Annotated in this window: 24 protein-coding genes and 1 pseudogene; 12 read left to right on the top strand and 13 right to left on the bottom strand. The window is 56.8% G+C overall.

The annotated features are described in order from the left end of the window. Window positions 1-50 precede the first annotated feature (50 nt). Entirely contained in the window at window positions 51-224 is a 174-nt protein-coding gene (locus ACOI1H_RS06935; RefSeq protein ID WP_422436152.1) for a hypothetical protein, read from the top strand. Between the two features lie 13 nt (window positions 225-237). Here the strand turns inward: ACOI1H_RS06935 and ACOI1H_RS06930 are convergent, their stop codons facing one another. Both ACOI1H_RS06930 and ACOI1H_RS06925 read right to left on the bottom strand, forming a co-directional pair. Continuing rightward, window positions 238-522 carry an addiction module antidote protein gene (locus ACOI1H_RS06930; protein ID WP_422436150.1) on the bottom strand — a complete coding sequence of 95 codons (285 nt, stop codon included), beginning with the start codon at window positions 520-522 and terminating at the stop codon, window positions 238-240. Between the two features lies 1 nt (window position 523). After that, on the bottom strand, window positions 524-814 hold the full coding sequence (locus ACOI1H_RS06925; protein WP_422436149.1) for a type II toxin-antitoxin system RelE/ParE family toxin: 291 nt from the start codon (window positions 812-814) through the stop codon (window positions 524-526). Between the two features lie 585 nt (window positions 815-1,399). On the opposite strand from ACOI1H_RS06925, the gene ACOI1H_RS06920 reads away from it, so the two are divergent. Beyond that, window positions 1,400-1,849 (top strand): helix-turn-helix domain-containing protein, encoded by a 450-nt coding sequence (locus ACOI1H_RS06920; RefSeq protein ID WP_422436148.1) that lies wholly within the window; start codon window positions 1,400-1,402, stop codon window positions 1,847-1,849. 58 nt (window positions 1,850-1,907) lie between these two features. Continuing rightward, entirely contained in the window at window positions 1,908-2,381 is a 474-nt protein-coding gene (locus ACOI1H_RS06915) for a helix-turn-helix domain-containing protein (RefSeq protein WP_422436147.1), read from the top strand. A gap of 395 nt (window positions 2,382-2,776) precedes the next feature. Here ACOI1H_RS06915 and ACOI1H_RS06910 read toward each other — a convergent pair whose 3' ends face one another. The 6 genes from ACOI1H_RS06910 to ACOI1H_RS06885 form a co-directional block, all read right to left on the bottom strand. Next, window positions 2,777-3,223 carry a hypothetical protein gene (locus tag ACOI1H_RS06910; protein WP_422436146.1) on the bottom strand — a complete coding sequence of 149 codons (447 nt, stop codon included), beginning with the start codon at window positions 3,221-3,223 and terminating at the stop codon, window positions 2,777-2,779. A 202-nt stretch (window positions 3,224-3,425) separates the two neighbouring features. Continuing rightward, entirely contained in the window at window positions 3,426-3,839 is a 414-nt protein-coding gene (locus ACOI1H_RS06905) for a tetratricopeptide repeat protein (RefSeq protein ID WP_422436144.1), read from the bottom strand. A 4-nt stretch (window positions 3,840-3,843) separates the two neighbouring features. Next, on the bottom strand, window positions 3,844-5,001 hold the full coding sequence (locus ACOI1H_RS06900) for a hypothetical protein (RefSeq protein WP_422436142.1): 1,158 nt from the start codon (window positions 4,999-5,001) through the stop codon (window positions 3,844-3,846). Window positions 5,002-5,612: 611 nt separating this feature from the next. Next, the gene (locus tag ACOI1H_RS06895; RefSeq protein WP_422436141.1) at window positions 5,613-6,653 is read right to left on the bottom strand and encodes a N4-gp56 family major capsid protein; all 1,041 of its coding nucleotides are present in this window, start codon (window positions 6,651-6,653) and stop codon (window positions 5,613-5,615) included. 222 nt (window positions 6,654-6,875) lie between these two features. Continuing rightward, window positions 6,876-7,418, bottom strand: coding sequence for a recombinase family protein (locus ACOI1H_RS06890; protein ID WP_422436139.1), 543 nt, complete (start codon window positions 7,416-7,418; stop codon window positions 6,876-6,878). A gap of 625 nt (window positions 7,419-8,043) precedes the next feature. Further along, window positions 8,044-8,595 (bottom strand): cytochrome P460 family protein, encoded by a 552-nt coding sequence (locus tag ACOI1H_RS06885; RefSeq protein WP_422436137.1) that lies wholly within the window; start codon window positions 8,593-8,595, stop codon window positions 8,044-8,046. A gap of 382 nt (window positions 8,596-8,977) precedes the next feature. Here ACOI1H_RS06885 and ACOI1H_RS06880 point away from each other — a divergent pair, with 382 nt between their 5' ends. Continuing rightward, window positions 8,978-9,958 carry a DUF3179 domain-containing protein gene (locus tag ACOI1H_RS06880; protein ID WP_422436136.1) on the top strand — a complete coding sequence of 327 codons (981 nt, stop codon included), beginning with the start codon at window positions 8,978-8,980 and terminating at the stop codon, window positions 9,956-9,958. A 241-nt stretch (window positions 9,959-10,199) separates the two neighbouring features. Here ACOI1H_RS06880 and ACOI1H_RS06875 read toward each other — a convergent pair whose 3' ends face one another. After that, complete coding sequence (locus ACOI1H_RS06875) at window positions 10,200-12,566, bottom strand: hypothetical protein (protein ID WP_422436135.1); 2,367 nt, start codon at window positions 12,564-12,566, stop codon at window positions 10,200-10,202. A 365-nt stretch (window positions 12,567-12,931) separates the two neighbouring features. Continuing rightward, window positions 12,932-13,096 (bottom strand): annotated as a pseudogene (locus ACOI1H_RS06870) (IS5/IS1182 family transposase); the annotation flags it as partial. A 141-nt stretch (window positions 13,097-13,237) separates the two neighbouring features. On the opposite strand from ACOI1H_RS06870, the gene ACOI1H_RS06865 reads away from it, so the two are divergent. Next, window positions 13,238-13,738: a BLUF domain-containing protein gene (locus ACOI1H_RS06865; RefSeq protein ID WP_422436133.1), complete on the top strand. Its 501-nt coding sequence runs from the start codon at window positions 13,238-13,240 to the stop codon at window positions 13,736-13,738. Between the two features lie 512 nt (window positions 13,739-14,250). On the opposite strand, the gene ACOI1H_RS06860 is transcribed toward ACOI1H_RS06865, so the two are convergent. The 3 genes from ACOI1H_RS06860 to ACOI1H_RS06850 all read right to left on the bottom strand — a co-directional run bounded on the left by ACOI1H_RS06860 (window position 14,251) and on the right by ACOI1H_RS06850 (window position 17,118). Then, a complete protein-coding gene (locus tag ACOI1H_RS06860) occupies window positions 14,251-15,087 on the bottom strand; it encodes a c-type cytochrome (RefSeq protein WP_422436131.1) in 837 nt (278 codons plus the stop codon). A gap of 965 nt (window positions 15,088-16,052) precedes the next feature. Further along, a complete protein-coding gene (locus ACOI1H_RS06855) occupies window positions 16,053-16,511 on the bottom strand; it encodes a hypothetical protein (protein WP_422436129.1) in 459 nt (152 codons plus the stop codon). A gap of 1 nt (window position 16,512) precedes the next feature. Continuing rightward, the gene (locus tag ACOI1H_RS06850) at window positions 16,513-17,118 is read right to left on the bottom strand and encodes a recombinase family protein (RefSeq protein ID WP_093925370.1); all 606 of its coding nucleotides are present in this window, start codon (window positions 17,116-17,118) and stop codon (window positions 16,513-16,515) included. 94 nt (window positions 17,119-17,212) lie between these two features. Between ACOI1H_RS06850 and ACOI1H_RS06845 the strand changes: the two genes are divergently transcribed. The 7 genes from ACOI1H_RS06845 (at window position 17,213) to ACOI1H_RS06815 (ending at window position 23,859) form a co-directional block, all read left to right on the top strand. Continuing rightward, window positions 17,213-20,116: a Tn3 family transposase gene (locus ACOI1H_RS06845; RefSeq protein WP_422436127.1), complete on the top strand. Its 2,904-nt coding sequence runs from the start codon at window positions 17,213-17,215 to the stop codon at window positions 20,114-20,116. Window positions 20,117-20,453: 337 nt separating this feature from the next. Further along, window positions 20,454-20,891, top strand: coding sequence for a hypothetical protein (locus ACOI1H_RS06840; protein ID WP_422436125.1), 438 nt, complete (start codon window positions 20,454-20,456; stop codon window positions 20,889-20,891). A gap of 205 nt (window positions 20,892-21,096) precedes the next feature. Continuing rightward, a complete protein-coding gene (locus ACOI1H_RS06835; protein ID WP_422436124.1) occupies window positions 21,097-21,999 on the top strand; it encodes a DUF1403 family protein in 903 nt (300 codons plus the stop codon). Between the two features lie 2 nt (window positions 22,000-22,001). After that, on the top strand, window positions 22,002-22,601 hold the full coding sequence (gene scpB, locus ACOI1H_RS06830) for an SMC-Scp complex subunit ScpB (protein ID WP_422436123.1): 600 nt from the start codon (window positions 22,002-22,004) through the stop codon (window positions 22,599-22,601). Between the two features lie 71 nt (window positions 22,602-22,672). After that, entirely contained in the window at window positions 22,673-22,999 is a 327-nt protein-coding gene (locus ACOI1H_RS06825) for an HU family DNA-binding protein (RefSeq protein WP_422436207.1), read from the top strand. Continuing rightward, on the top strand, window positions 22,947-23,201 hold the full coding sequence (gene brnA, locus ACOI1H_RS06820) for a type II toxin-antitoxin system BrnA family antitoxin (protein ID WP_422436122.1): 255 nt from the start codon (window positions 22,947-22,949) through the stop codon (window positions 23,199-23,201). The genes ACOI1H_RS06825 and brnA overlap by 53 nt, the downstream gene beginning before the upstream one ends. Window positions 23,202-23,559: 358 nt before the next feature. Beyond that, a complete protein-coding gene (locus ACOI1H_RS06815; protein WP_422436121.1) occupies window positions 23,560-23,859 on the top strand; it encodes a type II toxin-antitoxin system RelB/DinJ family antitoxin in 300 nt (99 codons plus the stop codon). The last annotated feature ends 25 nt before the right edge of the window (window positions 23,860-23,884 follow it).

Below are 23,884 nucleotides of genomic sequence, written 5' to 3'. Positions count from 1 at the left end.
CGTCTACGTCCGCAGGATGCCAGTGTGCTGTCGAAGCATGGTGCCATTTGATGCAGGTGCCACCGCGCACGGCGGATGTCGCCATCATCAGAGCAATGGACAACGCCTTTCTGAACGGCTGGATCGAACGGCGTGACGCGCATCAAGACAATGATGTTAAACGGCTACCACCTGTCTCTCAGCAGCTTATTAGCGCGGCGTTGTTCGACGTGGTGTTCAGCTGATTGAGCGGATTAGTTAAGCGGCTTGGACCGTGATCTTCACGCCCAGCGAACCCAGTACCTTCGTCATTGTGCTGAACTTCGGGTCGCCACCATCACGGAAGGACTTATAGAGGCTTTCCCGACCAAGGCCGGTATCTGCCGCAATGGATGCCATGCCGCGTGCGCGGGCAACTGTTCCGATGGCCTCAAGCAGGGCGTCGGGATCAGCGTCGGAGACAGCATCGGCAATGTAGGCCGCAATTGCTTCTGGTGTGTCCAGATACTCAGCGGCGTCGAAGGTGGTCGTAACGAGTGCCATATCAGATATCCTTTACAAGCTCTTGAGCCGCAGCGATGTCTCGCTTCTGGCTCGATTTATCGCCGCCGATCAGAAGGATGACGACAGCGCCATCCACTTCGGTGAAGTAGACCCGGTAGCCCGGACCCGTATCAACGCGCAGTTCGCTGACTTTGCCACCTACATGCTTCACATCACCCGGATTGCCCTTTGCAAGCCGCTCAATGCGGCGAACGATCACGGCACGGGCGCTGAAATCCTTCATCTTGCGAAGCCACTTGGTGAAGTGTTCGGTCTGGCGAATCTGCGTCATGCGTATCTTATAGGATACTTGTGCAACGTGGGCAAGTTGCACAAGGGGTGCAGCAACACCTTCCCCGCCTTGCGTGATCCACCCCATCCAGCGTTGCGCTAAACTGGTATGAATTGCCCTACCCTGACGGTAGTTCGATTTGGAATGTAGCTGACAGGTCAAACCGGGCCAGTCCGTGCCGGTCGGCGCTTGCTATATAAGAGCTGCTTCGCCCGACACGGCCCGTCCCGGTTCTTCCCTGTAGATCATAAGAAGGGGCAATTTTTACAGATAACGTTTTCAACACCTTACGGGGGGGGGGTAGGTCATAGCTGTGAACTAGGGGTAGGTCATAGCTATGACCTAGGTCTGATCAAAAATTGAGCACCTGTGGATAATTTATGGCGGCCCTGATTGACACACAATTCAGCAGGGCCGATAAGTTTTTGAACTGTGGTGAACGAAAATCGACCACGGATGAACTAGGGGTAGGTCATGGGTGAGCTAGGGTCAGGATCAGAAAAGCCGATCTTGCCAAGTAAGAGCCGCCGCGGACATTTTGTGCAAACCGATCGAAGCGCTCATGAGGCGTGGGCACGACTGGGGGTGAAGCATCCAGCCGCATCCGCACTGCTGCACCTGCTGGTCGCCAATGTCGGAGACGGGAACGCGGTCGTCGCCAGTCATAAGGTTCTGGCACGTCTCATGGGATCATCGCCATCGACGGTAAAGCGGGCCATGAGCACCTTGGCAGATGGCAACTGGATCGAGGTTCAGCAGATCGGCGCGAATGGCACGGTAAACGCCTACGTGCTGAACAGCCGGGTAGCATGGGCCGAAGGACGTGACCGCCTGCGCTATGCCCGACTGCAAGCCGAAGTTCTGCTTGCAGAGGACGAACAGGCCGCTGGCGAGTTGGATAAGGACAAGAATGCCTTGCACCACCTGCCCCGCATCGGCGAGCTTCAAATCCCCGCAGGCGCAGGCTTGCCACCAACATCGCAACCGTCTTTTCCGGGCATGGAAGCGGATCTGCCTGCCACCGGCAGTGACTGACAATCACCTCGGACGCGACTGATAACATTGCGACAATCTCACTGACATTGGCACTGACATGACACTGACAACGCTGACACCGCAGCAGGCCGCCGACAAAGCCTCTGTCTCGCGCGGAACCATCATGAACGCCATAAATGACAAGACACTCGTGGCACTTCGGGATAACAGGAACCGATGGCAGATCAGTGCCGACAATCTGTCAAAATGGATGGCAGACCGCACTGATAATATAAGTGATATTATCAGTGATAATGCTGATAAACCTGACAGTGAAGCGGCGCATCAGTTCGACGAAAAAGCGATGCGCATTGCGGTGTTGGAGACCGAAGTTAAGGCAAAAGATCAGCGCATATCCGACCTTGAGCAAGAGCGTGATGCACGGCTGGCCGACAAGGATCAGCAGATCGCAGATATCCGCAAAGGCTTTGATGATCAGATCGCCCAGATCAAAGGTGAACGCGACCGGTGGGTCGATCACGTGCAGCGGGTAGAGCGAGGCAGGCGGCGCAAGTGGTGGCCGTTCGGATAGACACCTGCCTTCGGAGGGCAGGGGGCCTTGCCTGCTAAATCAGGCGTTGTTTCCTGATTTGAACGTGTTTCCCATCGAGAAGACAGCGCCGTTATCCGTTCGACAATATGGTAGCTGCCCCCAAATCTGGGGTGAGTGGTTTTTGCGGAAACGGCTACCAGTGACCTTTTGGCCCGGGCTTTGGATATCGCGTCACCCTCGGCCAGCCTGTTCCGCATTTGCAGACAGCCCTGCGTTCAAAGTCAGCCTTGCTAATGCCAGTGGGCAGCTTGTCCGGTGTCATGTCAACACGGTGGCCGCAAGCCCAGCACTCTACTTCAACATAGGTTGTGCCGGGGTCAAATAGTGGATCATCGATCTGCTTTATTCTTTGCACCTCTAACTGCTTTATCCATCTAGTATGTGACGCAACTGGTGTTTCCTAATGTTGTAATGCAGTTCGCGTAACGGGGCTGACGACGTTCATACTGGGCTACTTTTGACTGCTCTCGCTGCCTTTCAGCCTGAGCTAACAAGTTCGCATAATTAACAGCATCAAGTTCAAGCGATCGACAATTCTCTAGAGAAGGAAGCTCATCGTTTTGAGGTACTTCGCTGAAAAGTTTGCGAATTTTGTTTACAACGTCTTGGTTTGGTTCAAGATTAAGCCTTTGTTGAGCTTCGTTCTTGTACATAGCTACAGCAGTCAATTCAGTGAAGTGACCTTTCTGCACGCACTTATCAGTTTTAAAAACTATTATACTAGTTTGCAATATCTCAGAATTAGACATGGGCTGTGGAGGGCTAACACAGCCAGAGAGCGTCATTCCTATAATGACAGCGGCACAGGAGAGAGATTTCATGTTTTTCCTATTGATTGATGGGCTAAATAATCACCACCAGCCCATGGTGCTTAGTCAGCGTGCAGGGCTTCAGGCGCAATGTCTATGACACCTCCACCCACACAACCTTGGCGCGATCATTTCTACGCAAATCTACATGACATAAAACCCGTTATCCATCTGACGACGACCACAGGTTGAATCGGGTGGTCTGGTTTAGGGCCTATCGACAGTCGGTGTAGCCCGACGACATGCAGGTTCGAGCCGCATCTTGAGCCTGCGAAATCTCGTCGCGCGTCATCCTCTGTTCCAGTTTTTCGCGGTCTTTACGCGCCGCTTCCAATCCATTTGCGCCTGCAATGTTCATCCACATGTGGGCCGTTGTATCGTCTGCTGGAACACCTTCTCCGGTGGCATACATTGCTCCAAGGTTACCTTGGGCGATACTGTAACCCTTCTCCGCTGCGAGCCGGTACCAACGCACAGCTTCTGCATCATTTTCCGGAACACCCTCTCCAGTGCTATACATGACACCAAGGTTGGATTGTGCAGCGGGCTCACCCTGTTCAGCTGCAAGCCGGTACCAGCGCACAGCCTCTGTAATGTCTTGATTAACACCTCTGCCAGTGCCGTACATGCGTTCAGTTAGCGCTCTCTGCAACGAGGCTTAGATCCAGAGACCACGCTGTGTAGCGGTCCAAAATGCAGTCGACATCACTGCCGCAACGGTCTCGCTGGCTGATCCAGTTACGCTGCTTTTGAGTAAGTGCGGTGCGCTCATCGCCGGTGCTCACATTAAGAAGAACAGAATACATGAAGCCCAATGCCCGGTCTTCCAGCCACAGATCGAAGCTTGCGCAGATCGCACGCTCGGTGCTGGTCACTGCCTTGGCACAATCATACGCTGGCCCGCTGATACCGATCGACAGCCCCTCGTCGTGCAAGTCCATTGCGGCAATGGTGCACCAATCTTTCAGCGCCATGCTTGCTTTCTTCGAATTGAGCTGGCTGCTTATTTCCGGAACGAGGCTGGCAAAAAGTTCTCCACCGAAGAGTTCATGGCCGAGCCTGAGTCTCTGGACGCCTTGCTCTTGGAGAAACGCGGAATCAAGACCGAGGAACGGGACGCAGTCGCCGCTTAGCCCCATATAGTTAGCCGACTGCCAGGTCAGTCGACGAGGGGTCGGCCGCTCTTCCGACATTTGTATCTGACCGCCTTCGGTGACTGCGGTTTCGATGTCCAGGCGCTGCGCGATGCCTGGCGTTACAGGCAGAAAATGGTTTGGTCCGGCCGTCGTGAAATAACGTATCGCCTCCCTCGACAAGCCGACATATGTGAGGAAGGAGCCAATGTCGGCATTGGCGACGCCAGACTCAGATGATAAAGACGTCCCGTCTTCCATCGCTTCATTACGGTAGGCTGCGTGTACTCCTATCGTTGAAGTGCTGTCCATAATCCTGTTGCCACCGCTAACCCAAATTATGGCGCAAACAGAGTAGCATTCGGTGTCCGGCGCAACGATCGTGGTAAATCCGCGCAACCCGATTTCTGAGGCAATCGACAAACCTTCTTCCACGAGTCCGCCTGGCGACTGGAGAAAGACGAAGGCCTTTTCGGCGCGCTGCGAGAGATCATAGAATCGCTCGGCGTCCCCGCGTTCGATTGGCCCGTTAATATCGATGATGGACGGTGCCCCAGCGTCTCCCAGCGTGATCTGGATGTCGGCCGCCGATGCTGGAGAATGTCCAGCAAGGGCAAGGGCGGCAACGGCGAGATACTGGGAGCTTATAATGTTCAATGTGTCTCCTGAAGAAGTAGGTAGCCGCGCAATGGGGGGCGATGCAACCTTGTCCGACCGCCCGGCATCAATCAACAATTTCTTGCAAAAAATCGGGTAGACTCTCGGCTGCTTGAGTATCCGCATAACTGACCAACACGCTTTGCGGACACCCCCCTCCAGGGTATTTGCTGGAACACCATTGCCGTTGTAATACATAAGCCCAAGGTTGTACTGGGCATTAGCGTCGCCCTGCTCAGCCAGGGGCTGCCATTCCGCGAATGCAGTTCGTAGTCCCCCGAATTGTAAGCGTCCACACCGATGGCAAAATCTGCGGCTTGCGACTCGCTACCAAAAACAAGGCCGAGACATGTAACTGCGATAGGGAGATATTTCATGTTACAACCTTCTGCTAATGCGTTTCGGAAATGGTATTCTTGGTAGTGATGGCTGGCCAAGCATTACTTTCGGGGGGATTACCGGGGATCTACCCTTCAGTCTGCGTTTCGTCTGTGCTCTTATCTTCGCTCATCGGTTTTCCTACTCACTATATGTGGGGAATATTGGGGGAATGTATTGATCTATCGACCAAGGAAAGAGAGGGGCCTGAGCCCCTCTCCCTCGAGTGTCGCTTACATGCGAGCGACGGTCTTGATGACGGCCAGGCGCTCGGGACGCATCCCCAGGAAGCCGTACCACCACTGGATCGAGCTGAAGCCCTTCTTGCCGTAGGGATCGTTGCGGTCTGCAACGCCCTCACCCGGCATCTTGGTGATGATTTTGAACTTCGTGGTCTTGCCGTCGGTTTGGAAACCGATCGAGGTGAAGCTCTCATCGCCAATGACCAGCATCGGGAAGACGTCGTATTTACCAGACGTGGCCCGGTAGCCGGGGTTGGTGGTGACAGCAGCGCCGGCACCAGCCCAGTGCAGCATCTCGGGAACAGAGATAATGCGGAACTGATCGACCGTGCCGATCTCGCCGTTCATGATCGTGCCGGCATCTGCATACTGGCTGATCGGGATGAACGCCTTGTTGCCGAAGGGATCGGTCAGCGACTTCACGGTGCTCTCGAGCTCCGAGCCGATGTACATCATCCGGCCGCCCATCACGACTTTGGTGTCGATCATCCGGCTACCAGTGATGACTTTCGTCTGCATCGGCGTGCGGTTGTCGTTCAGGGTCGTGTGCAGACGCTGCAGATCGTCGTAGTCGACGATCGACGGCGTGCCGCCTTCAGCGGTCACAGTGGCGTTGGACGTCGCAGCACCGGCGTAGACGATCACACCGGCAGCAGCCAGAATGTCCTTCTGCAGCACAGCTTCGGTCAGCTGGGTCGCACCCTGGACCATTTCCCGGCTCAGGTGGCCATAGAGGTCAGAGTCGGTATCGAAGTCGAAGGAATCCTGTGTGAATTCGGCGAAGATACCGAAGTTCGCAATGGAGCCTTCACGCTCGATCCGGGTGAAACCAACGCGGTTCACACGACCACCGGACTCGCCCAGGTTGGGCAGACGCGAGGTGATCTTGCCGATGTCACGGCTGGAGCCGTAGAGGTTACCATCAGCCATGGTGGCACCAGCAGCATCGATACCCTGATCGTTGACGTTCCGATCATCGAGCAGCGGAATATATTGGTAGACTTTAATCTTCTTACCCATATGCTTGGGCATGTTAATCACGACCTAAGGTTACCCTAATGCCAACCACGGATTTGAGAAGCCGCAATAGAATTCAACTTTTCAAACTAAATTATATTTAAGATCCTCACTCGTAACTGAAATTATTTTGGTACTTGACCAATCGGGGGATTTTGGGGTCATTTCAGGTAGACTCCGATCCTAAACCATAAAAACAAATACAACCCCTATTTCTGCCTAGAGATATCCTAAAACTTATTTGAGCCGTGAAATCATCGAATGACTGACGTTGTAGCTGCGTGCGATCTCAGTCACGGGTTCCCCTGCGGACTTACGATCCAGTGCCTCTCGCTGCTGGTGCGGAGTGAGTTTGGGTTTGCGGCCCATGCGGACCCCTCTGGTTCGAGCACGTTCACGGCCCTCCCCAGTACGCACCCGGATCAGCTCTCGTTCAAACTCTGCCAAGCCGCCCAACACAGTCAGCATCAGCCGGCCATGCGCCGTGGTTGTGTCAGCCCAGGTATCACCAAGAGAGCGGAAGGTGGCACCCCGCTCACCGATCTCTGCTAGGATGTCGAGTAGGTCCCTTGTCGATCGGGCGAGCCGGTCCAGCCGGGTGACAAGCAGCACGTCGCCTTGGTTCAGACGATCCAGCAGATGACGCAGTTCTGGTCGGTCACGGCGAGCGCCTGATATCTTTTCATGGAAGGTGCGTTCGGCACCTGCGCCATGCAGGGCTTCCATCTGCGCGTCTAATACTTGGGCGTCGGTGCTGACGCGTGCATATCCAATGATCATGGTGGGCCTCCTGACGCTTCCTCGCTGTGCGCAAAGCGTGGGTAATCTCGTCGATCTGGACGGCCGTATCCGGCGACGTATCCCGCCACTACTTATGCACATGAGTTTTGCACGCGGCAAGCTATTGAAAACATGGACACTGAAATGTCGTGCATAATTCGAGAATTTCGCACGGACCTGCTTCTTCGCAGTTAAGGCTGTCCAGCGACATTTGGATCTGCCATCGCTCTCGCTGCAACCGTGATCTTTTGGCTATAACCCGAGCGAACCGCTGCGCTGCCCCCCGCATACGTTCAGGGCCGGGGAAAAACCACGGCAGGGGGTGTAGATGAAAAAGAATGTGCCCTTCGGGGCGACCTTGGGACGTCACTCTCCAATGCTCAATCTACGGTCCAACTTGGGGCGGAGTCATCAGCAGGTAGTGCGCAGTCGTTGGTCAACGTTAGAACGGTCCGCAACGGGCGGAGCCATCCACACCCATCACGATGACATGAGACGTCAAAATTTGAAGAAATGCCGGAGGATGCCTCCGGCAGCACGAAGCGGTCCGACGGTTTCGGCTTACGGGCAACTTTAGCGTACTCGACCCGTCTGCTACCCAAACCGTCGAACTGGTTGGCCGGGGCTAATTGCCAGTCAGGTTGGCGTCAGTGGTGAACAAGTAGTCGTCTCCACCCGCATTTTGGTGACACGCAATGCAACCGGCTTCGGCACCCTTTCCCACCAGACCGGCCAACGGCATGCCGGCCGGATTTTGGTCCAGCGTTCCGTCTGGGAGATATTTGGCATAGAACCAGTTGCCTGTGTCAGGATCGTAATCGTTTTCACGCTGGAACATGATTGTTATGGCCCCTAGATGACCAGCAGGATCGCCGATTACCTCGTCGGTGGTCACGCCCTCCGGGCCATAGTTGCGTTTGACAATCAGTGCGCCGTCGTGGTCACCAACCGTCGCGCGCGTATAGAACGTTTCCAGCATCATGCCGTGCGGGTCCGTGCCAGGGTAGGGAAATGCGCCAATGGCATCCTCGCCCGCCAGGTTCGCATCGAGCATCATCCGCCACAGGTCTGCTGCATATGCGGTATCGGCGTCCCCGCCGAAGGGTGCTGTATCTTGGGCTGCCAATGGTGTTGCGGCCAGTGTCGCGATGAAAGCACATTCTAGAAAACGGCTCATGGTATCCTCTCCTTAGTGTCCGACCCGAAAGGGACCGGTAGGAAAAACATAACATCCACAGTCCAGCGCCCGCCGACAATATGCCCCCGTGTCACGCCATCGTGTTATGCTGGCGTTACGCTTTTAGGCGTGGCGAACGGCACAATCGGATTCATTTTGCTGCTGCCAGCGCCAACTTGGGCGTCCGCTATGTGCAACACGATGTACTAGCTTGAATGGGTGGGTAGGGAAGCGTCGCATAATAGCAATAGACGCAGCCGTCGCGTGAAAGCGGTTTCATAACGATGTGAATTGCGCACCATCACATAGAGAAGAGGTGGGTCGTCAAGTTCCCCGAGATGTGCAGGATGAACAAATAACGATCCGAAGAGGAGCACATACGATGTTTGCCTCGCTACGCCAGACCGCCTTCATTGTTGTGTTCGCCATTGGCGGGTCCACCGTGTTAGCCAGTCCCGACGTGTGGGCCAATGAGTGGCCAAACACTGATTTCACGCGATCGAGCGTGGAAAACTGGACTGAAATCCTGTCCGGCGGTCCGCCAAGGGATGGAATTCCCGCTATCAATGGGCCAACGCTTATACCTGTGACTGAAGAGGATCGGCTCTCACCACGCGAGGCGGTGATGGTGTACGAACCTGCGGGCAGCGCTGCGCGGGCGTACCCCGTTCGCTACCTTATGTGGCATGAGATTGTGAACGATGACGTCGGCGGCATACCTGTGGCCGTGACGTTCTGCCCTTTGTGTAATTCCGGTGTCGTGTTCGACCGCAGAACAGCGGCGGGCACCTTGACCTTTGGTGTGTCTGGCAAGCTGCGCAATTCCGATATGGTGATGTTTGATCGTGAAACCGAAAGCTGGTGGCAACAGGCGACCGGCGAGGCGATCGTAGGCGACCTTAACGGGACAGAACTGACAATGTTGCCCGGTTGGCTTGAAGGCTGGGCAAGCTTCGCGACCCGCAATCCTGACGGTCTGGTGATGGATCAACCGCAAGGCTTTTCGCGGAATTACGGTGCGAATGCTTATACCGATTACGATAGCTCATCCCGCCCATTCCTGTTCAACGGCGAGATGCCGCCGCACGATATTCCGCCGCTGGTCCGGGTCGTGCGCGTGGGCGAACGGGCGTGGCCGTTGACCCGACTGGCTGACGAAGGTGAGATCAGTGAAGCCGGCGTCACCTTGAGTTGGACCGCAGGCCAGGCATCAGCTCTTGACGCATCTGACCTTGGGGCTGGCAAAGAGGTGGGCAACGTGCGGGTCCGCGACGCGGCGGGCAATGATATCGTCCATGATGTCATGTTTGCCTTTGCCTTCCACGCGTTTTGGCCGAACGGCGCGTGGATGCTGGCCCAATAGGTCGAAGGTTTTGCTGATGGAAGTGACCATACGGTTTTAAGGCTGTAAAATACGATCCATACATTTAGCCAATATTCCAGCATTCTAGGGGTCTGATGCCGGAGAGTGCAGAATCCTAGTCTAAGCGTTGAGAACCCGTTTCCCATAATCGCGCTGATTGCCGTTTGGGTCGACAGATTGGTAGAGCGTGACCGGTTTGTCCCCAAGGCCGCTGGCTATGAAATTGATTGAACGCAACCCGCTAGAATTTGATCTGATATCCCACAGCGATGAAATGTCTGGGGTCTTCACTGTAGGCCGAGGTTTGGGTGCCGACATCCAGAGTCACCATGCTGCCGCTGTTCAGAGCATGCATGAAGCCCAGTGACACATAAGGCCGGATTCCGTTTTCCACTGATGGCGCGCTGACACTGATATTCTCCAGACCAGGCACTTCGCTGGTGCCTTCGATCGGGTCGTTACTGCGTGCGAGATCGAGTTCCACACCAGCGCTGAACCGGATACTTGAGTTACTGGAGATGTCCCGTCGACCATCTGCCCCCAGGGTCAGTGTCGTCGCGGTCGCCTCGTAGCTTTCGTAGGTCACGGGAAAATCTGCCGTTCCTGCTTCGGTGTAACCATTGCGGGTCGTTGTGGCATGAGACAGGCGCAGGAACGGTGTGAGCACATAAGGTCCGTCCGCAATTCCGTAGCCAATCTCTGCGCTGGCGGCGAGATTGGTGATGGTCGTGTCCCCACGAGCGCTTTCTGTATTGCTCAACTGATCATCACGGTCGAAGGAAATATCTCCACGCGCGTACCCAAGCGCCGCACGCCAGGTCAGGCCAGTCCCGCTGGTTTCTCGAGAGCGAAGGGATGTGCCGACCGACAGAACGTCACCGTCCGATGTGGAGCCCTGGTACAGAAAGCCTCCGAAGGTCAGTTTGGGTGTAATGCCGACGGCTGCGGTTACACCAGCGATTCCCATATCATCGACATCGCCGCCCTGCCGCAGGGTGGCGTCGAGCCTGAGCGCCACCGGGTAGGGTGAAGACAGATCCCCGCTTCCTTTCGTTGAAATCTGTGCGCGCGTATTTGGTTGGATCATCGGGGATAATTCAAGCTCACGGCCCATCAATTCAACCAGAGCTGTATTTCTGGTCTGCGTGACCCGCGCTTGGGCGCTGGCGTTTTGAATGATGGCTGCTTGGGTGTTCACCAAGTCCAGCATTGTCCCAGGCGAGGTCGGAGTTGGAATGACCGGGGTTGGTACAACCGGTGTAGGGGTGACGGGAGTCGGGTCAACTGACACGGGGGTGACAGGTGTCGGCTCAACCGGTGCGGGCGGAACGGGGGACGGGTCGACAGGCGTCGGCTCAACCGGTGCGGGCTCGACTGGATCAGGCTCAACGGGTGTTGGATCCGCAGTCTTGGCACGGTAAATAAACGCCCGGTACATTCCCAGATCTGATTCTGCCTGTCCAACAACGATCGTTCCGTCATCACTGACATCATAAGCGTATGAGTACCCGGTACCGTCAGCCTTTAGCGTTCCGAGCCCGACCATGCCATCGGCTGTCCAACGAAACGCTTGATGATAAATCTGAGGCGCATCAGCATCTCCCATCGCGACATCGCTGCTACCCACAACAACCGAGCCGTCCCCATTAACAGCTGTCGCTTGTGAATAGCCCGAGCCGTCAGTCCGCAACGTGCCCAGATCTACCATCCCGTCGCTCTGCGTCCAGCGGAACGCGCGTTGCGAATGAAACATGAAGCCAATATCGGTGTCGTCGCCATTTTGCGCGTTTCCCACGACCGTGGAGCCATCCGCGCTCAGATCTTGTGCGTGAGAATAGCCGGTCCCATCGCTACGCAGCGAGCCAAGCCCCTGCATCCCCGCAGCTGTCCAGCGGAATGCCTGGTACGAGCCTGTGTCGGTACTGGCCTGTCCGGCGACAACGGAACCGTCGGCACTGACGGCAGTGGCATGGGAGTAGCCGCTGCCATCGGACTGCAGCGTCCCAAGGCCTATCATTCCATCCTGAGTCCAGCGGAATGCTTGTTGGTTTCCATGATTTTGGTCGTTCTGATATTCGGATTGACCGACGACGACTGTACCGTCTGCATTCACGGCATAAGCTGAGGAATACCCCTGTCCATCGCTCCGCAATGTTCCCAGGCTTTTCATGCCATCCGATGTCCAGCGAAACGCCTGCTGAGAATTGCTGTCCGTGTATGCATGGCCGACGACCACAGTGCCGTCCGCGCTCATGTCCTGAGCGTGGGAATATCCAGTCTGATCGGCCCGCAACGTTCCAAGCGAAACCATGCCACCGTCATCTGTCCAGCGAAACGCCTGATGATCAAGGCCATCAGTTTGAGCAGAGCCTGCGACCACAGCCCCATCTGCGCTGACAGCGTTCGCATTAGAATACCCGGTCCCATCCGATTTGAGGGAGCCCAGAAGCTGAGTGCCATCAGAAGTCCACCGAAAGGCCTGATAACTGGTATGTGTCTGGTCGCCGATACTGGCGGTGACATGTGTCTGGCCAATGACCGCGGTGCCATCACCGCTAATGCCAATGGCATAGGAATAGTCTCCGGCGAAATCGCCAAGTTCAAGCATGTCTTGCGCGACAACAGGCAAGGCCACACTGCTCAACAGAGTGCAAAGCAGGGAAGAGCGAAGATATTTAACTCGCACATGCATGTTCCGGAAACCTTTATTTTATAAGTTCTGAATTCCAGACTGCTCAAAGCAGTCGTGGCATCGGCAGGCGCTCACAACGACATATCGTCACCGGGAGAACTTTATGTTCAGTGACGGCTGTTGCACGGATGGTGTGGAGAAAAACGTTCATTGTGATGCCGAAATTGTGACAATTGCGAGAGAAACACTTTTGTGTCTCCCAGGCCACAGTGTGGCGCGCGTTGCCGACTCTGTTTGCGTATCCCAGCTGACGAACGGTTCTCCCCTTTCCCGATACGGATTTATCCCACGGCTGTCGTGACGGGGATGCCAAGGGCGGTGTAGCCATTCAGGATTGCAACGCGCACCTGAACCTCGGCGACTTGGCGGTCAAAGTCGCGCGCCATCAGCCGCGGGCCCAGCAGTTTCACGCAGTGCACCTTTGTCCTAACGCGGCTTCTTCGGTGGGCCTAGGTGGAACCAACCGCATTGAATAGACGTTTAAATCTCGTCTGTCACAGGGTGTGATCGAGCCAAAAACGTCAGTATTCCCCAAGTAGGAGCCGGTTCTACTTGGGGAATACTGACGTTTAGATGGAGTAGATAGGATGACTAACCCACTAGGATCCAATATTAATACGATTACTGATTTTCACCACATCGCCTACGTAAGTCTATCACGAGCTCCATTAGAATTAGATTTTCTAACCAATATTATGGATGTTTCCACGAATAATAATGAGCGTGATGATATTACCGGGGTTCTCATGTACCATGACCTGATCTTCTTCCAGGTCTTGGAAGGGGGGAAGTCCGTTGTTGAAGATTGTTATGCACGGATATCTCATGATTCCCGTCATACAGCCTTGGCCTTGATACTGGAAGGAACAGCCGAGATCAGAGCATTTTCGAGCTGGTCCATGGGATATGTTGGCCCAGAAGAAATCCGGGGGTATACTAAAGAAAAGCTTCAATCTTTAGAAGACTTTGGAAATATAAAAACGGAAAAACTGGAACGAGATAGCCTCGCCCTTTTGCTTGCGCACCAAGTTTTTAATAATTTCCAAAGCTCTGGTAGGTCAAGACATTCAATTTTAACGCGGATTTGATCCGTTCCCGCCTAGATTGAATATCTGCGGAAGCCAAGTGCAATAATCACGAATTTCGCACAGACCCGATTTTAAAGAGACTGCAGGTCATGAGGACTAGTCCAGCTTCGCAGAGATCATGACCTCATATTAATGGAACTAATACATTTAGCCAATATTCCAGCATTCTAGTGAATCTCCGCAGAAAATATTTTGCCTACATCTGAGTTAAACACCCGATACTGACTGGCGATTTTGACAAAGGTAAGTCTCTGTCGCGAAGGCCCAGATTTTTTATGCGCCAGGAAAAATTCCCTTTGCGTAGAAATCTGGAAAACTACAACGATACACGCCCTCTGAGGCGCAATAATCACCCTTTGGACTTGCACATCCTCCACATGCCAGAAGATCGTGGCAATCCAGTGATGCTATCGTGACGCTGCCGCGACGAGGCGTTCATAAGTACGCCAGTGAATGCCCGTAGTCCTGTGTCATAGTAGGGCCGTTCGCCTGCCCCCCAGAAGGGCTGCAGCTCACATCTCGGCGGGCGGCGCTGTCGGGCCCGAGCGGAGGTAGAGGATCACCGCCGACAGATCCTGATCCGTCATCTTGGCGAAATAGGGATAAGGCATCGGTGGAAGCATCCGCTCCCCGGCGGGACGGACGCCGTGCTGGATGATGGCCGCGAGTTCCTCGTCGGAATACTTGCCAATCCCCTCTTCGGCCGCAGTGATGTTCGGCGCGACCGAAACACCCCATGGGCCGGGAAACTCTAACCCGCCCTGGCCATAGTGACCGGCCAGGTCCGGGACGCCCTCGACGGGGGTCGAGTGGCATTCGAAGCAATGCGAGATGGTCGCGACGTAGCCGCCCCACTCGACCGTTGCACCCTCTGCCGGGGCCGAAACAGTGGTCAGCGGCGGGCCGTAGGCCGGCGGCAGGGGAATATTATAGACGCTCTTGCCCGGGTCGTTTTCGACCGCAGGCACCGTACGCAAGTAGGCCACGATCGAGCCAAGGTCGTCGTCCGAGATGTGGCGGTATAGGCCGATCGGCATCGGCGGCCCTATTACGCTGCCGTCGGGCCGGATGCCCTCGCGGATTGCCTTGGCCAGATCAGCGTCGGACCAGTCCGCGACCTCGCCAGCCGGTGTTATGTTGGCAGCGATGGCAGTGAAACCCGGGTTCTGGTCGACCAGCATTCCCGACAGTTCCGCGCCAGGGAGAGGTCCGTCCGCTCCTTGCGGCGTGTGGCAGTTGCCGCAGCCCATCGGCCCAGTCACGAGATATTCACCCCGCGCGACGGAGACCTCCGCCACCGCTCCCGTCGCGGACAACCCGAAGACGGCCGCATGTAACAAATGCTTCATGTCATTCCCCCTTTTGCGGCCTGTCTTTGTGAACTGCCTGACGCAGGGTAAGCTCCCCGCGCCGAAGAATCTATCGCGTTCGCGACACGAGTGACTTGACCTTATGTTTACTCCACCCTGACTCTTCCACGGTCGCCCATGGCCCCTCGCAGATCTTCCCGAAATTATTCAGTAAGATTGCCTTACGCTGGGCCACGAGCATAAGCGATCAGCAGTAACACCACACTTTCTCCACATTTTGCTGTCAACGACAGGGATATTCAGAGTCGTCCGTCCCAACGATTATGAGCGTCTCGAGTATGAGCAGTGTTGCGCCACGCGACGATATCCCTGTCCCCAACAGGTTGTCGCGTGGCGCTTCAAAACAATGCACCATCCTCATCGGATCACACGTCGTGGGTGTGTATGCCGTATGGTCGCCTAGCCAAGCTGGTGACGGTCGCGGTTGTCGGCCCCGACGTTTTGCGCAGGGCTTGCCCTATGGCGTAGTGCAAAGCTTTCCTCAGCGACTGGTAATCCGGATACGACAGTTCACCATGCATACTGTGTACCCATCAATCTTATCCCTTCGCTCCGCCTGACGGCGGCGAAGGGATAAGATTGATAAAACTCTCTAGAGGTATTTTTAAACAGGGGGCTTTGGATCATATCCCGCCATCCACCCGATTGAGGGTACATGTCAGCCCAACCACTGTCAACAGAAAAATCATCTAACTTATTGACATTAAAGACATTATTTATACTTATCGGGTACTTTGATTTGATGACCCCAGTTTCTGGTTCAAGGAGTGCCCTGAGATACTCTCACCTCTACAAATCAGGAGGCCCCATAGCGATTATTGCTCGCCCCTAGAATTCTCAAATATTGCTGAAATGTAATTTGGTGATACTTTTCGTTTCGCTGACCAATCTCCAGGAAACTATAAATCTGGCTCGTTTCGCGGATGCGGTCTTTCTGCTGGCTCTTACAACCCCTGTCCTGCTGCCCGCATCTGGTTCAATGCAAACAGCTTTGCCAGGATCGCTTCGTCGTCCATCCCGGCCTTCCATTCAGCGTCCCAGCCGTAGGCCGCTGCGACAGCCGTATCGAGGCGGTCGTGCAGGCCGGCCAGCCACGCAGGACGGGCGTTGTAGAGGTTAGTGAGGGTCCGTTTTTTTAGTTCTTCCGCTGCGGCCTCGTCCTTTGGGATCAGCCGGTCGGGATAGCCCGCCACCACCTCTGGCACCCGGTCCACCAGATCGGGCGGATTCAGCCAAGCCTCACGCTTGTCGTTTAGTTCTTTGGCCGCAGCGGCGATAGCGACAGCGCGCGGATCGACGGCATAGTCGGCGGCGGGAATGTTGGGGGTCAGACCTCCAGGGAAGGAGAATGTCTCGAAAGATTTAGTAGGAGGGGTCCATTCCGGTAGAGGGCAGAATGACACCCTAAGGGTTTTTGCGATGTCGTTTCATGATATCGAGGACGGTATTTTTGTTGATGCCGAGATCCCGTGCAATCCAACGATATGATCGACCATCTGTCACGGCTTGAATGACCTTTGGTGCAAGCTTATCGGATTTTGGGCGCTGCCCTGGTTGACGGCCTAATTTCTTACCCCTCGCGCGGGCGGCGGCGAGGCCGGATTTGACGCGTTCGCTCAGCAAGTCACGCTCGAACTGGGCAATGCCAGCCAGCATGGTAGCCATCATCCGGCCGTGGGGCGTGGCGAGTTCGAAGGTCATGCCGCTCATAGCGACAACAGAGACATTCCAGCCTACCAATCTGTTGAGGGTGTCCAGCAAGTCCTGGGTCGAGCGGCCCCAGCGGGACAGTTCGGTGACAAGAACTGCATCAATCTTACGAGCTTGTGCAAGGTCGATGATGCGATTACGGGCGCTCCGGTTTGAGGACGTCCCAGAGGCGGTTTCTTTAAAGATGCCAATCACGTCAAAGCCACCGCGTTCGGCAAAGGCTGTCAACTCTGCCACCTGCCGTTCGCAGGACTGATCCGAGGTGGAAACCCGGGCATAGATGGCGGCGCGCTGTCCCAATTGAACCCCCTTGGATTTAGGTCTTGTAAGGCGTTGATTTTGTTGAGGTCAAAATTGTCCTAAACAAACTAATGACTAACAAGGACAATGCACCATGCCAAGACGCTCCATTTTGACCGAACGACAGCGCACAAGCCTGCTCGACCTGCCAACCGACGAGGTGACGATCCTGCATCATTACACGTTGGCCGACGATGACCTTGACCACATCAACGAACGACGTCGGCCGGAAAACCGGATTGGTTTCGCCTTGCAGCTCTGCGCCTTGCGCTATCCTGGTCGATTTCTATCTTCCGGTGAAGTCATCCCAGAGCAGGTCATCCGCTTTATCGGTGCCCAACTGGGTCTGACAGGTGATGAAATCCTGCCCTATGCAGCGCGGCGTCAAACTCGGCAGCAACATCTGCACGCCCTGCGAGCGATATACGGTTACAAGATGTTCGCTGGTCGTGGCGCGCGTGATCTGAAAGGCTGGCTCGAACGCGAGGCAGAAACCGCTCGATCAAATGAAGACCTTGCCCGGAGGTTTATCGAGGAATGCCGCCGCACCCAAACGGTCCTGCCCGGTGTGTCTGTCATCGAACGCCTTTGCGCTGACGCGCTTGTTGCCGCTGAGCGGCGGATAGATGGCCGGATCGTGGCTCATCTCGATGAGGGGTTGAAGGGCCAGTTGGATAATCTGTTGACGGACATGGTTGATGGCACTGTCAGCCGGTTCATCTGGCTCCGGCAGTTCGAGGTGGGGAAAAACTCAGCGGGTGCCAGCCGCCTTCTGGATCGTCTGGAATTCTTGCAGGGTTTGGGGGTGTCGCCTGTTATTCTGGAAGGAGTGCCGCCCCATCGGATTACACGCCTGCGTCGTCAGGGCGAAAGGTACTTTGCGGACGGTCTGAGGGACATCACCAGCGATCGGCGCCTTGCCATTTTGACGGTCTGCGCGGTGGAATGGCACGCGGGAATCGCCGATGCGGTGGTCGAGACCCATGACCGGATCGTGGGTAAGACCTGGCAGGATGCGAAAAGGTTGTGTGACACGCGCATCGCGGATGCAAAATCCGCCCTGCACGACACACTTCGCTCCTTCAAAACCTTGGGCGCTGCCCTTCTGGAGGCCAAGGGGGATGAGGCCTCTCTTGATGTGGCAACCGAAGCGTCCTGTGGCTGGCTTCAACTTGAAGGCCTTGTGGCAACCGCCGCCGAACTGACGAACACGATGTCCGCTGACCCTATAGTCCATGTTGTGCAAGGGTATCATCGGTTCCGGCGATATGCACCGCGTATGCTGCGTGCTCTTGATATCCAAGCAGCCGCTGTGGCGCTGCCCTTGAAGCAGGCGGCACAGATCATTGCTGATGATGGGAATAGCAAATCCCAATCCACAAGCTTTCTACGGCGTGGTTCCAAATGGCACCGCCACCTGAACGCTCAGGCGGCCGATGATTACCGGCTTTGGGAGGTGGCCGTCCTGTCTCATCTCCGCGAAGCGTTTCGATCGGGTGATATCTGGCTGGCGCATTCACGGCGCTATGCCGACCTGAAACAGGCTCTGGTGCCGATTGAGGCCGCACGGGCAACGCCAAGATTGACGGTCCCATTCGATCCGGAAAGCTGGCTTGCGGATCGCAAAGCGAGGCTGACTGATGGGCTTGACCGGCTGGCCAAGGCAGCGCGGTCTGGGGCCATTCCCGGCGGTTCCATAGAAAACGGCGTTCTGAAAGTTGACCGGCTGCCCGCAGCCGTGCCCGAGGCAGCAGAGGCTCTGGTGCTTGATCTCTATGACCGTCTGCCCGCCGTGCGTGTCACCGATTTGCTGCAGGAGGTCGATGAAGACATCGGCTTCACGGATGCCTTCACGAACGTGCGCACTGGCTCCCCCTGCACGGATCGCATTGGGCTGCTGACCGTATTGCTGGCCGAGGGGTTAAACCTTGGGCTGAGCAAAATGGCCGAGGCCACCAACACCCACGATTACATGCAGCTCTCGCGCCTGTCGCGATGGCACATCGAAAGCGATGCCATCAACCGGGCGCTCGCAGTGGTGATCGATGCGCAAGCGAACCTGCCCATGGCCAAGTTCTGGGGTGGCGGCGTCACCGCGTCCAGCGACGGACAATTTTTCCCCGCCGCGAGGCAAGGTGAAGCGATGAATTTGATCAACGCCAAATACGGATCTGAACCAGGGCTAAAGGCTTACACGCATGTCTCCGATCAGTTTGGACCCTTCGCAACGCAGAACATTCCCGCCACCGTGAGCGAAGCACCCTACATCCTGGACGGGCTCCTGATGACCGAAGCGGGCCGAAAGATCAAAGAGCAGTATGCCGACACCGGTGGCTTCACCGACCACGTCTTTGCCGTCACCTCGCTGCTGGCCTTCCGGTTTATTCCGCGCATACGGGACCTCCCCTCGAAACGGCTGTATCTCTTCGACCCGGCCGCCGCGCCAAAGGAGCTGCGCGGTCTGATCGGCGGTAAGATTAGAGAGGGCCTGATCATCCAGAACTGGCCGGATATCCTACGCGCCGTGGCCACGATGGCAGCGGGCATCATGCCGCCCAGTCAGTTGCTCAAAAAGTTCGCAGCCTATCCACGCCAGCACGAGCTGGCACTTGCCCTGCGTGAAATCGGCCGCATCGAGCGCACGCTCTTCATCGTCGATTGGCTGCTTGATGCCGACATGCAGCGCCGTGCCCAGATTGGTCTCAACAAGGGCGAGGCCCATCACGCCCTGAAAAACGCCCTGCGCATCGGGCGGCAGGGCGAAATTCGCGATCGGACCGTCGAAGGTCAACACTACCGTATGGCAGGGCTAAACCTGCTGGCGGCCATAATCATCTACTGGAACACCAAACGCCTCGGGCAGGCAGTGGCGGCACGAAAACGCGTCGGACTCGATGACTCTGACGAGCTTCTGGGGCACATCTCGCCTCTCGGATGGGCCCACATCCTCCTCACAGGCGAATACAGGTGGACAAAGCGCACCGTGGCCGCCTTGTGAGACAATCCTGCCCCGTACTGTCATGTGAAGTAATCACCCCCTATATCTTGCCAACTTCGCAGGCTGTTGCAGGCATCCGTCCAGTGTGACGCCCTGGGCGGGCTCACACCGCGCTCAACAGGCAAATACAGGCGGCGAAAAACAGTGCCCAAGGGCCTTAGGGTGTCATCCTGCCCCCTACCGGAATCTACCCCGATGTGCCGACGCCGGTGCCGCTCATCTCGATGCCTGGGCGCGCGGCGCGGGGCAGGACGACCTGGGGGCGCCCGAAGTCCTCCAGATTTTGACTGCTCGGCATCGCCGGGCGTCGCCGCCGAACGTGGACGAGCAGCCACGAATGTCCCTGATGGACCGGAGGGACTACCATGATTTTCTGACCACGCCGATCCTCCGGCAGGCACTGACGGTCGTCGTTCCCGAATACGATCAGGTTTCGCCAGTCTTCGCCAAGCCGGTGCGTTCCGGTCTCCACGCCTTGGCGCAAGGCTCGCTGTTGCAGAGCTTCGCGCTGACGGTCGGAATCGGTCGGATCATGAAGGATCCGGTCAAATGGGCTATCGTCGTGCTTATGGCTAGTGACGCGGAAGGGCAGGGGCGAGTCCGAGAGGCGCTCAAGTCATGGCCGCTCTCGTCGAGGCGACGCATCTCGGCCCGGCTCTGGCGCGCTGAGCGCCACGAGAGAGACCGCCAGCTCGCCGAGAAAGCCGCGAGACAGCGCCAGTCCCACAGATACCGACTCATCCAGTCTCATAAATACCGGTACGCAATCTCATGAACCCCGACTTGTTGTTCAGGGAAGTGCTTGAATCTCACGAATTCCAGTCATCCGACAGAAAAACCGCTGATTTTGAAACCGTACTGCAGCGTATCCTTTTACGTCCGATAATGCAAACTTATTGGACATGACGCGATCTAGCAAGGTGGGGCGGTTAGGGCGCTTTTTTCTGGCTATAAGCGCCGCTTCACTATAGGCTCCCAGCATGAGAACCGGACGCAGCCCACAGCAATCCAACGTCGATATGGTACCCCGGATGCCGTCCTGGGTCACCAGAGCCCGCGCTGAAACCCTTGAAGATGTGGCTTTTTCGTCAGGTGCAGCGCTGAACCATCTGCATGTTGTGCTGGTCGATCCGTCTGTGCCCCATGCCTTGTTGCGGGAGCGGTTGGCTCTGTCTGCGGCGGAGGCTTGTGTTGCGTTCTCGGGACGGTCCGAACGCGCCGCGGACCTGCGCGATGCGATCCATCTGCTGCGTCCCGGTGACCTGCCGGGGCCGGCGGGCGAGACCTACCAGGGCTGGCGGGGTGCGGTGGAGCGGCCTGTGTCAGTCAGCGCTTTGCAACGAGCGCTGCCCGGATGTGCTGCACCGCAGATTGCGGTCTGGCTGGACAGGCAAAATATGCGCGCTGCGACGCAGGGGAGCCCTGTTGGCCGGGCGTCGCGCGTGCTAGAAGCAGTCCTGGCGGACATGCCAAGGGCGGAGGTGCCAGCGCTGATCCTCGCGGACGCGGCCTTGGCGCAGGCGTTGGGCTGGGATCACCTGGTGCCGCTGCTGGCGACAGGGCTGAAGCGGGCGGACCTACGCAAGCGCGGCGATGATCTTCGGCTGGCCTGTCATCGCGCGGTGATAGCGTCGGTGATTGATGCGGTACGTCTGGCTGCGGATCTCGCGCGGCGGACGGCGCATCTGACGGCCGTCGCGCCGCAACTGCGCGCCAGCAGGGCCCGGGACGCCATCGAGATGTTCCTGACGCAGGACGCTGTCGCCCCCGCAGCGCTGCCCTTGCCGGATCGCGCGGCGCGGCGCCTGTGCGACCGGCTCGTGGACCTGGGGGCCATCCGCGAGCTGACGGGACGTGACACGTTCCGGCTTTACGGCGTGTAGCGATGGCAAAGAACCAATCTGACCCCGCGCTGGACCGTGAGTTGGCCGACCTGCCGCCGGACCTGCGTTGGCGGGAGTGGCTGCGCAGGATCGAGGCGGTGCTGTTTGCGAGTGCGTCGCCAGTGCCACGCGAGGATCTGGCGCGGGTAGTGGGGCAGGGGGCCTCGGTCGACTTGTTGATTGCGGACCTCGCGGCCGATCTCGCGGGGCGTGCGTTCGAGGTGGCCAAGGTGGCGGACGGCTGGATGTTCCGGACACGGCCCGCCTATGCTCCGGCGATCGTGGCCGCAGCAGATGTGGGTGACCAGCTGCTGGATTTGAACGAAGGCGACGTCGCGGTTCTCGCCGCCATCGCGTATCACCAGCCTATCACCCGCGACGGGCTGAAGGAGATTTTCGGCCGCGACATCAGCCGGGACCTGATCGGGCGCCTGCATGCGCTCAACCTGATCGGGACAGGACCTCGCAGCCCGCGGCGTGGCGCGCCTTATACCTTCGTGACGACAGAACGGTTTCTGATGGTATTCGGGCTGGAGAGTCTGCACGACCTGCCCGATCAGGAGCAGCTGGAAGATGCGGGAATCCTATCGCCTGATGCATGATCGGGGATCAGTGTTGCTCCGGCTCAGATTCATGGGCAAAGTGGTGATCGGATGGGTTGGAGATATCAAAAGTGGTGCGGTCTGAACTCATTCAAAAACTGCGTGAAGAACACCCGTCGTTGCCGTTGAAAACTGCGGAAGCGATCGTGGAGGTGGTGTTTGGGACGATGCTCACGACGCTGGCGCGTGGCAATCGGGTCGAACTTCGTGGATTCGGATCATTCACGCCACGGACCCGCTCAGCACGAATGAGCCGCAATCCAAGGACGGGTGAAGCGGTTCCAGTTGCAGAAAAAAAGGTGGCCTGTTTCAGAACCAGCAGGTCCCTGTTGGAGCGCCTGACCCGTGAAGCGGACCGCGCCCGCAAGCAGGAGATCGACTATTCTGAAGGCGACTGAATTCGACGAACGTTTCGATGCGGGTGAAGATATATCCGCCAATGTGGACTGGTCAAAGGCCCGCCGCCTTAACGTTGAAGCCAAACGGGTCAACGTTGATTTCCCCACGTGGGTCGTCTCCGGGTTGGACCGGCAAGCCCAGAAGCTAGGCATTACCCGCCAGGCACTGATAAAAATTTGGATTGCTGAGCGGCTGCAGTAAAACCCGACTCCTTCATTGCGGCACCAACACGAGTCAAAAAACGATCTGCGTGTGGCGGTCCTGTTTGTTCTGGTTGCTGGTTCGTGATCGTCGCTTGTTGGCACGGATGGATGCCGCGAAGCTGCACTTACACTCTACTCGTTCGAGCCGGTGCAGCGGCAGTGGAAGCATCTGTATTGCGTTGTCGCCAAACTGGGATGCCTGCGCAATGTTACAACTGGAGCCGCCTCTACTGCGCGTGAGCAGCTCTGCATAAGTCGCCACCTGTCCGGTTACGTACATTTCACGCGACATTAGCCACGACCTTGAATGTGTATCTCATTTGAGATACGGGTGTGACTCAACAAGGAGGATATTCATGCCTGCCCAGACATCCATGCTTCATGTCCGTGTTGACGATCAGCTTAAGACGCAGGCCTCTGACGTCCTTGCTGGTGTTGGCCTGACACTCTCTGATGCTGTGCGCATCCTCCTGACACGGGTGGCTGCGGAAGGTGGACTGCCAGCGGGACTCACTGCCGATCCTGACGTCTATGACGCTTGGTTTCGTACCAAGGTGCGGGATGCGCTGAATGATGCACGCCCTGCAACACCACACGCCCAAGTCATGCAGGACGCTCAGGCTTTGATCGACGGGAAGCGTCGTGCCCGATCTTGAATGGAAATCTGCAGCCATCGCCGAG

The sequence above is a fragment of the Loktanella sp. DJP18 genome (genome assembly GCF_049310965.1).
GTDB lineage: Bacteria > Pseudomonadota > Alphaproteobacteria > Rhodobacterales > Rhodobacteraceae > Loktanella.
The sequence above is the reverse complement of the archived record's forward strand: the minus strand, read 5'-3'. Positions and strand labels throughout refer to the sequence as shown.

Coding starts and splice junctions, on each gene's coding strand:
- ACOI1H_RS06935 (WP_422436152.1), top strand. CDS start 51: ATGCAGGTGCCACCGCGCACGGCGGATGTCGCCATCATCAGAGCAATG.
- ACOI1H_RS06930 (WP_422436150.1), bottom strand. CDS start 522: ATGGCACTCGTTACGACCACCTTCGACGCCGCTGAGTATCTGGACACA.
- ACOI1H_RS06925 (WP_422436149.1), bottom strand. CDS start 814: ATGACGCAGATTCGCCAGACCGAACACTTCACCAAGTGGCTTCGCAAG.
- ACOI1H_RS06915 (WP_422436147.1), top strand. CDS start 1,908: ATGACACTGACAACGCTGACACCGCAGCAGGCCGCCGACAAAGCCTCT.
- ACOI1H_RS06910 (WP_422436146.1), bottom strand. CDS start 3,223: ATGAAATCTCTCTCCTGTGCCGCTGTCATTATAGGAATGACGCTCTCT.
- ACOI1H_RS06905 (WP_422436144.1), bottom strand. CDS start 3,839: ATGTACGGCACTGGCAGAGGTGTTAATCAAGACATTACAGAGGCTGTG.
- ACOI1H_RS06895 (WP_422436141.1), bottom strand. CDS start 6,653: ATGCCCAAGCATATGGGTAAGAAGATTAAAGTCTACCAATATATTCCG.
- ACOI1H_RS06890 (WP_422436139.1), bottom strand. CDS start 7,418: ATGATCATTGGATATGCACGCGTCAGCACCGACGCCCAAGTATTAGAC.
- ACOI1H_RS06885 (WP_422436137.1), bottom strand. CDS start 8,595: ATGAGCCGTTTTCTAGAATGTGCTTTCATCGCGACACTGGCCGCAACA.
- ACOI1H_RS06880 (WP_422436136.1), top strand. CDS start 8,978: ATGTTTGCCTCGCTACGCCAGACCGCCTTCATTGTTGTGTTCGCCATT.
- ACOI1H_RS06875 (WP_422436135.1), bottom strand. CDS start 12,566: ATGCTTGAACTTGGCGATTTCGCCGGAGACTATTCCTATGCCATTGGC.
- ACOI1H_RS06865 (WP_422436133.1), top strand. CDS start 13,238: ATGACTAACCCACTAGGATCCAATATTAATACGATTACTGATTTTCAC.
- ACOI1H_RS06860 (WP_422436131.1), bottom strand. CDS start 15,087: ATGAAGCATTTGTTACATGCGGCCGTCTTCGGGTTGTCCGCGACGGGA.
- ACOI1H_RS06845 (WP_422436127.1), top strand. CDS start 17,213: ATGCCAAGACGCTCCATTTTGACCGAACGACAGCGCACAAGCCTGCTC.
- ACOI1H_RS06840 (WP_422436125.1), top strand. CDS start 20,454: ATGTCCCTGATGGACCGGAGGGACTACCATGATTTTCTGACCACGCCG.
- ACOI1H_RS06835 (WP_422436124.1), top strand. CDS start 21,097: ATGAGAACCGGACGCAGCCCACAGCAATCCAACGTCGATATGGTACCC.
- scpB (WP_422436123.1), top strand. CDS start 22,002: ATGGCAAAGAACCAATCTGACCCCGCGCTGGACCGTGAGTTGGCCGAC.
- ACOI1H_RS06815 (WP_422436121.1), top strand. CDS start 23,560: ATGCCTGCCCAGACATCCATGCTTCATGTCCGTGTTGACGATCAGCTT.